This is a genomic window from Pantoea sp. IMH (assembly GCF_000599885.1).
Classification (GTDB): domain Bacteria; phylum Pseudomonadota; class Gammaproteobacteria; order Enterobacterales; family Enterobacteriaceae; genus Erwinia.
The window spans coordinates 521,413-534,319 of sequence record NZ_JFGT01000006.1 but is presented as its reverse complement, the minus strand read 5'-3'; the positions used below and the strand labels follow the sequence as shown (position 1 = coordinate 534,319).

General features: G+C 55.2%; 15 protein-coding genes. 6 read left to right on the top strand and 9 right to left on the bottom strand.

All coding sequences use genetic code 11. The features are described from left to right. Positions 1-37: 37 nt before the first annotated feature. The 5 genes from pdxY to anmK all read right to left on the bottom strand — a co-directional run bounded on the left by pdxY (position 38) and on the right by anmK (position 4,559). Positions 38-898, bottom strand: coding sequence for a pyridoxal kinase PdxY (pdxY, locus tag EA20_RS0116970; RefSeq protein WP_024967961.1), 861 nt, complete (start codon positions 896-898; stop codon positions 38-40). A 57-nt stretch (positions 899-955) separates the two neighbouring features. Continuing rightward, on the bottom strand, positions 956-2,230 hold the full coding sequence (tyrS, locus tag EA20_RS0116965; protein WP_024967960.1) for a tyrosine--tRNA ligase: 1,275 nt from the start codon (positions 2,228-2,230) through the stop codon (positions 956-958). 133 nt (positions 2,231-2,363) lie between these two features. Then, positions 2,364-3,017: a pyridoxamine 5'-phosphate oxidase gene (gene pdxH, locus EA20_RS0116960; protein WP_024967959.1), complete on the bottom strand. Its 654-nt coding sequence runs from the start codon at positions 3,015-3,017 to the stop codon at positions 2,364-2,366. A gap of 63 nt (positions 3,018-3,080) precedes the next feature. Continuing rightward, positions 3,081-3,389 (bottom strand): MliC family protein, encoded by a 309-nt coding sequence (locus tag EA20_RS0116955; RefSeq protein ID WP_024967958.1) that lies wholly within the window; start codon positions 3,387-3,389, stop codon positions 3,081-3,083. Between the two features lie 48 nt (positions 3,390-3,437). Next, a complete protein-coding gene (anmK, locus tag EA20_RS0116950) occupies positions 3,438-4,559 on the bottom strand; it encodes an anhydro-N-acetylmuramic acid kinase (protein WP_024967957.1) in 1,122 nt (373 codons plus the stop codon). Between the two features lie 284 nt (positions 4,560-4,843). Between anmK and slyB the strand changes: the two genes are divergently transcribed. Continuing rightward, positions 4,844-5,311 (top strand): outer membrane lipoprotein SlyB, encoded by a 468-nt coding sequence (slyB, locus tag EA20_RS0116945; protein ID WP_024967956.1) that lies wholly within the window; start codon positions 4,844-4,846, stop codon positions 5,309-5,311. Between the two features lie 33 nt (positions 5,312-5,344). On the opposite strand, the gene slyA is transcribed toward slyB, so the two are convergent. Continuing rightward, a complete protein-coding gene (slyA, locus tag EA20_RS0116940; RefSeq protein WP_024967955.1) occupies positions 5,345-5,782 on the bottom strand; it encodes a transcriptional regulator SlyA in 438 nt (145 codons plus the stop codon). A 148-nt stretch (positions 5,783-5,930) separates the two neighbouring features. Between slyA and EA20_RS0116935 the strand changes: the two genes are divergently transcribed. From EA20_RS0116935 to EA20_RS0116925, 3 genes are read left to right on the top strand one after another with little or no spacing between them, the layout of a single operon-like run. Beyond that, a complete protein-coding gene (locus EA20_RS0116935) occupies positions 5,931-6,170 on the top strand; it encodes a DUF1656 domain-containing protein (protein ID WP_024967954.1) in 240 nt (79 codons plus the stop codon). Further along, positions 6,167-7,024, top strand: a complete 858-nt coding sequence (locus EA20_RS0116930) for an HlyD family secretion protein (protein ID WP_024967953.1) — start codon at positions 6,167-6,169, stop codon at positions 7,022-7,024. The genes EA20_RS0116935 and EA20_RS0116930 overlap by 4 nt, the downstream gene beginning before the upstream one ends. Next, positions 7,021-9,051, top strand: a complete 2,031-nt coding sequence (locus EA20_RS0116925; protein WP_024967952.1) for an FUSC family protein — start codon at positions 7,021-7,023, stop codon at positions 9,049-9,051. The genes EA20_RS0116930 and EA20_RS0116925 overlap by 4 nt, the downstream gene beginning before the upstream one ends. On the opposite strand, the gene sodC is transcribed toward EA20_RS0116925, so the two are convergent. The 3 genes from sodC to EA20_RS0116910 form a co-directional block, all read right to left on the bottom strand. Further along, complete coding sequence (sodC, locus tag EA20_RS0116920; RefSeq protein WP_038381742.1) at positions 9,044-9,538, bottom strand: superoxide dismutase family protein; 495 nt, start codon at positions 9,536-9,538, stop codon at positions 9,044-9,046. The two genes, EA20_RS0116925 and sodC, sit on opposite strands and share 8 nt — an antisense overlap. Positions 9,539-9,648: 110 nt before the next feature. Continuing rightward, positions 9,649-10,545: an aldo/keto reductase family oxidoreductase gene (locus EA20_RS0116915; RefSeq protein WP_024967950.1), complete on the bottom strand. Its 897-nt coding sequence runs from the start codon at positions 10,543-10,545 to the stop codon at positions 9,649-9,651. Positions 10,546-10,684: 139 nt separating this feature from the next. Beyond that, positions 10,685-10,924 (bottom strand): DUF1289 domain-containing protein, encoded by a 240-nt coding sequence (locus EA20_RS0116910; RefSeq protein ID WP_024967949.1) that lies wholly within the window; start codon positions 10,922-10,924, stop codon positions 10,685-10,687. 180 nt (positions 10,925-11,104) lie between these two features. Here EA20_RS0116910 and EA20_RS0116905 point away from each other — a divergent pair, with 180 nt between their 5' ends. Beyond that, entirely contained in the window at positions 11,105-11,701 is a 597-nt protein-coding gene (locus EA20_RS0116905; RefSeq protein ID WP_024967948.1) for a TetR/AcrR family transcriptional regulator, read from the top strand. Between the two features lie 43 nt (positions 11,702-11,744). Beyond that, entirely contained in the window at positions 11,745-12,848 is a 1,104-nt protein-coding gene (locus EA20_RS0116900) for an alkene reductase (protein ID WP_024967947.1), read from the top strand. The last annotated feature ends 59 nt before the right edge of the window (positions 12,849-12,907 follow it).

The following is a 12,907-nucleotide window of genomic DNA, read 5'->3' as shown; positions in this document are numbered from 1 at the left end:
AAAAGGCTCCCTTGCGCGGCGCAGGGGAACCTTATGTTCAGAGCTTTTCCGCCGCAAAATGCTGTTGCGGATTGGCAATACCTTCCTGTGCCGCCACCAGCTGGAGTTCATACTCGCCCATCTGATGGGTTTTCAGCATCACTTCATACACCGCCGCAGTAATGTGCTCCAGGGCATCCTGCAGTGATTTGCCCTGCAGCAGATTGACCAGCAGTAACCCGCTGGTCAGATCGCCCACGCCCACAGGCTGGCGAACGCCAAAATCGATCAGCGGACGGCTGATGTGCCAGGCTTCACCGGCGGTAACCAGTAGCATTTCAAAGCGGTCGCTGCGCCGGCCAGCACGGGCCAGATGCTTCACCAGCACCACTTTCGGCCCGCTGGCAATCAGATTGCGCGCTGACTTAACCGCCTGTTCCACATCGGTGACGGTTTCGCCGCTGAGCATTTCCAGTTCGAGCAAATTCGGCGCGATAATATCACTGGCGGGCAGTGCCGAGCGGGTGTGAAACTCAGCCACGCCGGGCGCCACGATACAGCCTTTTTCGGGATGGCCCATCACCGGATCGCAGAAGTACCAGGCATCAGGATTCGCTTCCTTTACCTGACGCACGATCGCCAGAATCTGCTCCCCCTGTTCAGCCGACCCCAGATAGCCGCTCAGTACCGCATCGCAGGTTTTCAGCCTGTCGATATCGGCAATGCCTTTAACAATGTCGGTGAGATGGGTCGCTGGCATCACCACGCCGGTCCAGTGACCATACTGCGTATGGTTAGAAAACTGCACCGTATTCAGAGGCCAGACGTTAGCGCCCATGCGGCGCATCGGAAATTCTGATGCGCTGTTGCCCGCGTGGCCAAAAACGGTATGTGATTGGATGGAGAGTATATTTTTCATGTTGTCCCTGCTACCCCGCCTGAAGAAAGGCCGGTCAGACCGGCCTGAATACTACTGTTATTTCCAGACAATCAGGCTGTAGTTTTTCTTGCCGCGGCGCAGCAGCGTAAAGCGGCCGAACAGACGATCGCTTTCTGCAAAGGCGTATTCCGCACTGAGCTGAAGCTCACCGTTGATGCTGACGGCTTTAGAATCGATCAGCTTGCGGGCCTGACCGCGTGACGGCGCCAGCTCGCCATCTACCATCGCCTGTTGCAGATCCTGACCCGGTGCCAGTTCGATGATCGGCATACCATCCTGAGCCAGCTGCTCAAAATCCGCTTCCGTCATCTCGCTCAGCGCCCCGGAGAAGAGACTCTGGGTGATACGCTGCGCGGCTGCCAGACCCTCTTCACCGTGCACAAGGCGGGTCACCTTTTCGGCCAGAACGTACTGCGCGCGAGGCGCCTTACCACTGTTTTTATCTTCCTCTTCCAGCGCCGCGATCTCCTCAGCGCTCATAAAAGTAAAGAACTTCAGGAAGCGGTAAACGTCCGCATCCGCAGTATTAATCCAGAACTGGTAGAATTTGTACGGGCTGGTTTTTTTGGCATCAAGCCAGACTGCGCCACCTTCCGTTTTTCCAAATTTTGTGCCGTCCGCTTTGGTGATCAGCGGCACGGTCAGACCAAATACCTGATTCTGGTGCAGGCGACGGGTCAGATCGATACCTGAGGTGATGTTTCCCCACTGATCGGAGCCACCAATCTGCAACGCCACGCCATAGCGTTCGTTAAGGCAGGCAAAATCGTAGCCCTGCAGCAGATTATAAGAGAACTCGGTGAAGGAGATGCCCTGGTCGTCGCGGTTCAGACGCTGTTTGACCGCTTCTTTATTAATCATCTGATTAACGGAGAAATGCTTGCCGATATCGCGCAGGAAGGTCAGCACATTCATACTGCCAAACCAGTCATAGTTATTCGCGGCGATGGCGCTGTTTTCACCGCAATCAAAGTCCAGGAAAGGGGCGACCTGCTGGCGGATTTTCTCCACCCATTCATTGACCGTATCGGCAGTATTTAGCTTACGCTCGGCCGCTTTGAAACTTGGATCGCCGATCAGCCCGGTCGCTCCACCGACCAGCGCAACCGGACGGTGACCGGCATCCTGAAAACGTTTCAGGCAGAGGAGCGGGACCAGATGCCCCAAATGCAAGCTGTCCGCGGTTGGATCAAAGCCGCAATAGAGTGCGATTGGCCCCTGCGCCAGTCGTTCTGCTAACGCCTCTTCGTCCGTTACCTGGGCTACCAGGCCCCGCTCTTGCAATTGTTTGATCAGGTTACTGCTGGCCATCTGTGACTCCATAAAAAAAAGTCTGCACCTATGCTGGTACACAGCTTTCCGCTGACTAGCGGATAAAATAAGGGGTATAGAATAAAGCGCAGGCGCGCTCTGTGCCAGCGCTTAACGGCATTATTTCGTGGGTTCAGGGCGCCAGGCGATCGATTTTCCAGCCATCCGCTTCACGCTGGTAAAAAAAGCGGTCATGAAGGCGGTGTTCGCCCCCCTGCCAGAACTCCATCGAGTCTATGGTGATGCGATAGCCGCCCCAGAAGCTCGGTAGCGGCACTTCGCCCTGCTGGAATTTCTGCTTCAGTTCCAGAAACTTGCTCTCCAGCACGCCGCGCGCTGAAATGCGATTTGACTGTTTCGACACCCAGGCGCCGATCTGACTGTCACGGGGACGGCTGTGGAAATATTTCATCACTTCTAACAGTGAAAGCTTTTCCACGCGGCCCAGCACCATCACCTGCCGCTCAAGCATGTGCCAGGGGAAAAGCAGGCTGATGCGTGGGTTGTTTTCAAGATGGTGAGCTTTGCGGCTGCCGAGGTTGGTGTAAAAAACCATGCCCTGCTGGTCAACGTGCTTGAGCAGCACGATACGCTGATAAGGCTGACCATGTTCATCCACCGTCGCCACGCTCATGGCGGTCGGATCGGGCAGCTGCGCCTCAACGGCCTGTCCGAGCCACTTTTCAAACAGCATCAGCGGATCGGCAGGAAGATCTTTGCGGCGCAGGCCGCCACGGGTATATTCACGGCGCAGATGGGCAATGTGCTGTAAGTTTTCTTCGTTCATGGCTCAGGTTTCGGCTGAAAAGGATAGCGCATTGTGCGCCTCACTCGGTGGAATTTCAACGCGTTAACCCGGATTGAGGCGGCAGTCATTAACGATAACTTTATCGTTGCGCTCAATGAACGCGTCACGCCCTTTCGACCAGAAAAGATAGGTGCCGTCACTGTAGCGTGTTCCTGAAGCGGCAACCTCCTGCGTCAGCGTCAGCGGCTTACCGTCCAGAATCAGTTGGACTTGCTGTTGCGCGTTATCGAGCTGTACGGTGAGCGGCATCGTACCGCATGTGTAATGCAGCGTTTTTTGCGGCTCCTGGACGTTCAGCAAGCTACAGCCTGAAAGCAGCATGGCTACGCCTGCCAGCAATGAGATACGCATAATTGCTCCTGTCGCGTAAGGACGTTTGAGTTCTGCTCTGCGCTCAGGTTAGAAGCAGCCTGAGGTATTTGCCGGATAAATCGCGCCGAGCACCGAAGGCTCCCGCGCACCTGTGACTGAAGGCAGATTGCCGGACTGACCTGAAAGCGTGCGGTAAGCCAGCCAGGCAAAGGCGAGCGCTTCCATATCGTCACCGCTGATCCCGGCCTCGTCGGTCGGCATCACTTCCGTGCCGGCAAGCAGCGCAGCGAGCCGCGTCATAAGCAGTGGGTTGCGGCTGCCGCCGCCGCAGACCAGCAGGCGCTCGCAGCCTCCGCTTAACATCACCTGCTCGGCGATGGTGGTTGCCGTCAGTTCAACCAATGTTGCCTGTACATCTTCCGGTGCAAGTCCCGGAAAGCGTGAAAGCCGTTGTTCAATCCACATCAGATTAAAATGCTCTCTTCCGGTCGACTTCGGCGCAGACAGAGCAAACCAGGGATCGGAGAGCAACTCCTGCAATAGAGGATAGACAACACGACCACGGCTACCCCATTCGCCATCCTGATCGTAGCGTTTTCCCCGGTGTCGCCAGATCCAGGCGTCCAGCAGCATATTACCTGGCCCGGTATCGTAGCCCCCTACCGGCTTGCCGGGAATAAGCAGGGATAAATTGGCGATACCGCCAATATTAAGCACCATCCGCCGTTCGCCAGGATGCATCAGGATCGCTTCGTGGAAAGCGGGTACCAGCGGAGCGCCCTGTCCGCCAATCGCCATATCACGACGACGAAAATCGCCCACGACAGTAATACCTGTCGCGGCAACCAGCTGATTATTATCGCCAATTTGCAGGGTGTTGGGCGCATCGCCCTGGGGTTCATGCCAGACTGTCTGGCCATGACAGCCGATAGCGGTAATATCTTCTTTTTCCAGTCCCTGACGCGTTAACAGCGTCTGGACCGCTTCGGCAAAGAGCCGCCCCAGCCGGGTGTCAAGCTGACCAAGCTGTGAAAGCGTCAGGGTTTGCCCCTGGCACACCGCCAGAATTTCCTGACGCAGCGCGCCAGGTATGGGGTGACAGTAGCTGGCCTGCTGGGCCACCATCCGTTCATCAATCGCCGCCAGTACCACGTCAACGCCGTCAAGGCTGGTGCCTGACATAACGCCAATATAACGTCCTGATTTCATTGTTGGCCTTACCTGCATCAGTAAAAGTGAGGTTCTTCATACAGCCTCGCAAAATTGCCGGGGTAATTCTATGTTTAACTCGCTTTTTTGAGTCTGGTATCGCTTGCCTGCCTGTTTATCTGTTGTCAGGTCGATTGAAGAGGTGTTTAACTCACCTCACTTACGATCTTAAACAGTTTTTTTATGTAATTGGATGAAACAGGCCCGACTTGTGCCATATAATTAGGGCTACTGGTCGTTGCATGCGTCTCCGCAACACTTCGATAAAAAAGGGAGTTATGACGATGTTCAAACGTTTACTAATCGTGGCACTTACCGGCGTGACGTTAGCAGGATGCACCAACACCGACACGCTGTCGGGCGATGTTTATAGCGCCAACGAAGCTAAACAGGTTCAAAGCGTCTCTTACGGTACGCTGGTTTCTGTACGTCCGGTGCAGATTCAGGGCGGTGATGACAGTAATGTGATCGGTGCTATCGGCGGTGCAGTGCTGGGTGGCTTCCTGGGTAATACTGTTGGCGGTGGTGCAGGCCGTAGTCTGGCGACGGCAGCGGGTGCCGTGGCGGGCGGCGTCGCAGGACAAGGCGTTCAGGGCGCAATGAATAAAGCCCAGGGCGTGGAACTGGAGATCCGTAAGGATGACGGCAATACCATTCTGGTTGTGCAGAAACAGGCGGCAAGCCGCTATGCCGTGGGTCAGCGCGTGATGCTCGCCTCCAACGGCAGCCAGGTTACCGTCTCACCACGATAACCCGCTTTAAAAAAACCGGCGAAAGCCGGTTTTTTATTCGTCACGCTGCTGCAGCTCAAGAATATTTTTCTCCAGACGGGCGACGAGCGTGACCATTTTATCGATGTCCTGTTGCGATATGCCGGCCAGAATATCATCGCGGGTAGCGTCAATGACGTGCTCAACCTCAGCAATAACCGGTGCAGCTTCCGTGGTCAGTTTGATGCGTTTCGCGCGACGATCGCTTGCACAGGTTGTGCGCGTGATAAGCCCCTTCTCTTCCAGCTGATCGAGCGTACGCACCAGCGAAGGTTGTTCAATACCGATCGCTTTCGCCAGCTGGATTTGAGACTGATCTGGCGGCAGTTGATGAATGTTGTGCAGCGTCACCCAGTGCGTTTGCGTGAGCGCCAGAGGCTTAAGCCGCTGGTCAATTAGCGAGCGCCAGATGCGAACCAGTCTTGAGAGATCCGTGCCAAGAGGGGTATCCAATTTCATCTCCTTATAATTAGCTTGCTAGCTATCAATCGGCATTTTACTCTATTCTGCGAGTTTACAGGACAAAATACAAATCCGGCATCCGCCCATCCGGGATCGTCACTGGCTCCCTGCGGCTTGCCCGGAAAGAAGGATCGCTTCCGTGAGCAATAGGCTATTTTCTTCTGCTTCACCGCTAACTGACCTGGTTTTCGGGGCTTCAGTTTATTTTCCACCGCTGTTTAAGGCGGTGCTGCTGGGCTTTTTCCTCTGGCTGCTGCTGCACCGGCTGCTGCGTGACTGGATGTACTCAGGTGAAATCTGGCATCCGACGCTGCTGGATCTCTCCCTGTTTGTGCTTTGCGTCAGCGCCGCGACGTGGCTGCTCAGGGGGATGGCATGAAATTCAGCACGATTAAATATTTTATAACGCTGTTCTTTTTTGCCGCCGCCCTCACGGCTGGCTGGTGGCTGTGGAACTACTATATGCAGTCTCCCTGGACCCGCGATGGCAAAGTCCGGGCTGAACTGGTCAGCATCTCGCCGCAGGTCTCCGGAAAGATTACGCAACTGCTGGTAAAAGATAACCAGTTTGTCGCCAAAGGAGCCAAACTGGTGACGCTGGAGGAAGAGCCCTGGCGAATCGAAGTACTGGATGCAGAGGCCGCACTTACTCAGGCACGATCCGATCTGATGAAGGCGCAGCATGAAGCCCGTCGCCGGCAGAATTTGCCGCGCAACACCATTTCCGCTGAAGAACTTGATGCGGCAAATCTGAACGCAGAGGCGATGGCCTCGGCGGCAAAAGCGGCGGAGGCGCGGCTCGCTCGGGCAAAATGGAATCTTTCGCAGACGCAGATTTTCGCCCCCACCGATGGCTGGGTGGGTAATCTCCAGATCCGCCCTGGGAATTACGCCACCAGCGGTACGCCGCTTTTTGCGTTGATAGACAGCCACTCATTTTACGTCACCGGCTATTTCGAAGAGACCAAACTTCGCCATATCAAACCAGGCTATCGCGCCACCATCCGCCTTTACAGCGATAATCGTGAACTGAAAGGCGAGGTCGAAAGTATCGGACGCGCTATCTATGATCAAAGCGTGGAAACCAACAGCGGCCTGATACCGGATATCAAGCCCAACGTGCCCTGGGTCCGTCTGGCGCAGCGTGTTCCTGTCCGCATCCGCCTTCTTGACGTTCCGGCGCATTTACCCTTGATCGCCGGTACTACCTGTACCGTCTCCATCCAGCCATGAACCTGAAAGTCCTTACGTGGCGTGAGCTTCCCTGGTTTAAAGCGACAGGGCCACAGTGGCGCTATGCGCTTCGCAATACGATTGCCATGTGCCTGGCACTAAGTATCGCCTACGGGCTCGATCTGGATGAGCCATACTGGGCGATGACATCGGCGGCCGTGGTCAGTTTCCCGACGCTGGGCGGCGCTATCGGCAAAAGTCTGGGCCGTATCGCTGGCAGCCTGCTGGGGGCTGCTGCCGCCCTGCTGATCGCGGGTCATACGCTGAATGAGCCCTGGCTTTTTGCTTTTGCTATCGCCGCCTGGCTGGCGTTGTGTACCTGGATTGCTAACCACTATCAGAACAACGTGGCCTATGCGTTCTCGCTGGCAGGCTATACCGCCGCTATCATCGCCTTCACCACGGTCAATATTACCGACATTTCGCAACTTTGGGTCATCACTCAGGCTCGCGTCTGTGAAGTTATCACAGGCATACTGTGTGGCGGGCTGATGATGATGATTCTGCCCAGCACTTCAGATGGCGATACGCTGATAAACTCCCTGAAACAGATGCACGTTAAACTGCTCACGCATGCCGGGCTACTGCTGCAGCGCGAAACCAGCGGACAGATCCGTAGCGCCCATGAAAATGTTATCAGCCAGATCCTGACGATGAACCTGCTGCGTATTCAGGCTTTCTGGAGCCACTACCGCTTTCGCCGGCAGAATAACGTGCTGAACTATATTCTGCATCAGCAGCTTCGCCTGACCAGCGTTATCTCCAGCCTGCGGCGCATGCTGCTGAACTGGTCAGAGCCGCCCGAGGTAATGTTTACTGCGCTGTCGCAGCTGCTGGAGGAGCTTGCCAGCCCCACCGTCGATAAATACCGGCTGGCATTAATACTCCGCACCGCAGCGCCGGATGATCAGGCAGGCTACCAGCATCATGCTTTCTGGCACCGTTTGCGCTATTTTTGCTGGCTCTACCTCAATACCAGCCGCTGGCTGCGTCAGTTTGAACATGCAGATGCGGATACCCGCCTTTCTCCGCCGCCGGTTCCGGCGCTGGCGAGGCAGACGGACAGCGCGGAGGCGAGCTGGAGCGCGCTCAGGACCTTCGTCGTCATCCTGCTCGGCTGCGCCTTCACTCTCACCACCCAGTGGGATGCTGGCGAGGCAGCGCTGACGCTGGCAGCCATCAGTTGCGTTCTCTATTCATCCTCGCCGTCACCTTCTGACAGCGTTTCCCTGCTGATGAAAACGTTGTTGTTGCTCTCATTGTTCAGCTTTCTGATTAAGTTCGGTCTGATGATCCAGGTCGATGTGCTGTGGCAATTTTTACTTTTCCTTTTTCCGCTGCTGATAACGCTCCAGCTTTTTAAACTTCAGCAGAAAAAATTTGCCAGTCTCTGGGGGCAACTGATTGTCTTTCTGGGTTCCTTTATAGCCGTCACGAATCCGCCGGTCTGGGATTTCGGGCAATTTTTAAATGACAATCTGGCGAAGGTATGTGGCGTATTACTTGCCTGGCTGGCGTTCCAGATCCTGCGCCCCAGTTCGGATAAGCGTCGCAGCCGACGCCATATTCGTGCACTACGCCGCGAATTTCTCGACCAGTTAAGCCGCCATCCCCGCCTGAGCCAGAGTCATTTCGAGTCGCTGATTTATCACCGAATCAATCAGCTTAACGCCAGCCGCGATGAAAATGCCCGGTTGTGGCTGCTGCGCTGGGGAGTCGTGCTGCTCAACTGCTCGCATATTGTCTGGCAGTTACGGGAGTGGAAAACGGATTCCTATACTCATAACGCGGTACGTGAGGGCACGATACAGGATTTGCATCACATCATGAGCGAACGCGGCGTGAATCATGGCAGGCTTGATGCCACCCTGGATGCATTACAGAAAAGAGTGACTCAGCTTGCCGGTGGAGATGCAGAGGATAAGGCGCTGGCGGGGATAATCTGGCGCCTGTTTTGTTCGCTTTCACAGCTTAGCCAGGCGCTGCCGGCTGAGGCAGCCATAACAGCGCCCGTCAGGGTCAGATAACGCCGCAGGCCAGCCTGTCGCCGCCGCCGCCCAGAGGTTTAGGCTCATCGGCATGGTTATCGCCGCCAACGTGGACCATCAGCGCCTTGCCTTTAATCTCAGAAAGTTTTTTGATACGGGGAGCCAGAACGGGATAGGTCGCCATACCGTCACTGGTGACATACAAAGCTGGAAGATCGCCAAGATGGCCTTCCTGATAAGGACCCAGATGCTTTCCGGTATTTTGGGGATCGAGATGACCACCAGCCGCGCCGGCCGCAACAACTTTACCCTCTTTGGTCTGCGGCTCACAGCTTCCATTAGCATGCACGTGGAAACCGTGGATACCCGGCGGCAGCGATTTCAGTTCAGGTGTAAACGTCAGACCATAGGGCGTCTCGTTAACCGTTACGGAACCGATGCTTTCTCCCGCGCCCTGCGGCGTCGCTAGCTTGATGTCCACCTTTTCGCTGGCGGCGTTGGCAAATGCGCTCGTCGCCAGCAACATCGTAATCAGCGTTAATCGTTTCACAGGCTCTCCTTCATTTTATTCCCGGAGCTTTAAGCCTGGTCATTTTCAGGAAATTTGCCTGATAAAACGTTAACGCTGACAGATCTTTACGGAACGTCGTAACCGATCGCCGCTTTCCGGATACGGAACCACTGCTGGCGCGAAAGTTCGAGGCGGGTTGCCCCTACCGCTGTCCGGACGCGATCGATTTTACCTGACCCTATCACCGGCAATGGCCGTGACGGCAGGCGTAAGATCCAGGCATAGACGATCTGTTCAATATTTTCTGCGCCTGACTCTTCCCTGACCGCTTCCAGTTCCCTGCGTAAAGGGCCATATTCCGGTTCGCTGAACAACCGCCCGCCGCCCAGACATGACCACGCCATTGGCCGGATGCGTAGCTGCTGGCACTGATCGAGCGTGCCATCAAGCAGCAAGGGTTGATGCAGCGGCGAGATTTCCACCTGATTAGTGGCCAGCGTAAACGGCAGGCGGGACTGAAGCAGTGAGAACTGCGCCGGGGTAAAATTGGAGACGCCAAAGTGCTTCACCTTGCCGCTTTGATGCAGATGGGTAAAGGCTTCCGCAATTTCGTCCGCATCCATTAGCGGGTCGGGACGATGGATGAGCAGCAGATCAAGGTAATCGGTCGCGAAATGACGAAGCGAATTCTCAGCGCTTTTTTCAATATGGCTGGCATCAGTAATATAGTGACCGATGAGGTTCCGGGGATCCGCCGTTGTGGCGATACCGCACTTGGTGACCAGTTCCAGTCGCTGACGCAGCGCAGGCGCAAGCTTCAGCGCGCGGCCAAATTCCGCTTCACAAAGATAGTCACCGTAGATATCCGCATGATCCGTTGTAGTGATACCCAGTTCCAGATGCTGTTCAATAAAGGTAACCAACTCCTGTGGGCTGAGTGACCAGGACATCAGCCGCCAGTACCCCATAACCATTTCTGAAAATGCCGGCCCTTGTGGTGCAATAGGCGAATGTTGCAGCATAAAAAATCCTTAATTATTCTGATTAACTGGCTGAAAACGGGAAAACCCTGCCCGTAGCGCTCTGCTGATTATGACAGCGCAATAACGGGAAAGCATGGAAGAATGTTGACGATGAAGGCGTTTTGCGAAGCCGCTCCGCTCAGAAGAGCGAAGGTTGTTCGGGTTCATCAGGCATATCGGGTTTGCCGGTGCGCTGTAGCCTGAGAAAACGCTGCCGGCAAAGCCGCAGCACTTCACGCTTCTGCGCATCGCTGAAGCGCATCCAGTTAAACCGCTCATCACGGCTGCGCAGGCATCCCCGGCAGTAGCCACGTTCGTCAGACTGACAGATTCCCCGGCAGGGACTGGGTACGGGAAAAAACTCTAACTGTTCTGCCACCGTCACTCCTTATGCATAGACTGACTTTAATTGAAGTTCGCTTCTTCCGCCCTGGCAAGCCTGGAAGGCCATTAATTCACTATTATCGTCATTATCGTCTGAACTGATGCATTAAGCAGAATGTGCCGCGTGGCAGCGTGGCATTTGTAACAGACCGATCGGTCTGTTAAGGTAGCCTGCATGAAAACGACCCGACAGGATACGCGTGAACATCTTCTGATTACCGGTGAAAAGCTCTGCGTTCATCGCGGCTTTACCGGCATGGGGCTGATCGAATTACTGAAAGTGGCTGAAGTGCCTAAAGGCTCCTTCTACTACTATTTCGCTTCTAAGGAAGCGTTTGGTGTTGCGATGCTTCAGCGCTATTTCGCCCGCTATCATCAGAGATTCAGCGTTTTTATGGCCGATCACCAGCTGAATCAGCGCCAGCGTATTCTGGACTATTATCAGCAGTCGATGACCGAATTCTGCCAGGATCATGCGTTTTCAGGCTGTCTGTCAGTGAAGCTTTCTGCTGAAGTATGCGACCTGTCGGAAGCGATGCGGAACGCACTGAATGCGGGCTCGAAGGCGCTGATTTCTACACTTACCGTCGCCATTGACCGCGCGGAGCGTGAAGGGACGGTAAAATTGTTAAGCAACACATCAGATGGGTGTGCGCAAAATATCTATATGTTATGGCTGGGTGCGAGCCTGCAGAGTAAAATTTCCCGCGATATCATGCCGCTGAATAGCGCCTGGCAGGAAATTAACCGCATGCTACCCGCGCCGCTTTAAAAAAAGCAGCCTGACTAGAAGACCGGTCTACCAGGAGAGTATTATGGAAATTAAAAAATTATTTACCCCGCTGAAAACCGGCGCTATCACTGTGCCAAACCGCATCTTTATGGCCCCGCTGACGCGTCTGCGCAGTATTGAACCGGGTGATATCCCTACGCCGCTGATGGGCGAGTACTACCGTCAGCGGGCCAGTGCCGGCCTGATTATTACCGAGGCGACCCAGATTTCTGCTCAGGCGAAAGGCTATGCGGGTGCGCCAGGCCTGCATTCTTCTGAGCAAATTGCGGCCTGGAAAGCGATCAACGAGGGTATTCATCAGGAAGGTGGTCACAGCGCCGTGCAGCTGTGGCACACCGGCCGCATCTCTCATACCAGCGTACAGCCTGGCGGCAAAGCGCCCGTCTCAGCTTCAGCCATTAATGCAGAAACCCGGACCTCGCTGCGTGACGACAAAGGACAGGCGATCCGTGAAGCCACCTCCACACCTCGTGCGCTTGAACTGAATGAAATCGCTGACGTGGTGAATGATTTCCGCCAGGCCGTCATTAATGCCCGTGAGGCCGATTTTGACCTGGTCGAACTGCACTCCGCCCACGGTTATCTGATCCATCAGTTCCTCTCGCCGGCCTCCAACCAGCGTACCGACGCTTACGGCGGCAGTATTGAGAACCGCACCCGCTTTGCGCTGGAAGTCGTTGATGCGGCTATCGAGGGCTGGAGTGCCGATCGCATTGGGATCCGTATTTCTCCTCTTGGTCCGTTTAACGGTCTGGATAACGGTGAAGATCAGGAAGAGGCGGCGCTTTACTTTATCGGTGAGCTGGCACGTCGTAACCTGGCTTTCCTGCATATCTCTGAGCCGGACTGGGCAGGCGGCAAGCCTTACAGCGATGAATTCCGCAAAGCCATTCGTGCCGTCTATCCTGGCGTGATCATCGGTGCCGGCGCTTACACGGCAGAAAAAGCGGAAACGCTGATCGAACAGGGTTTGATTGACGCAGTTGCTTTTGGTCGCGCCTATATCGCCAATCCGGATCTTGTTGAGCGTCTTCGTACTAACGCTCCGCTGAATGAGCCTCAGCCCGAGTCGTTTTATGGCGGTGACGCGAAAGGCTATACGGACTATCCGACCCTGGCTGGCTGACCAGAAGCGGATGAGTTAACGGCTGCGTGTTGCGCAGCCTGACTGGTTGCTTATGCCGG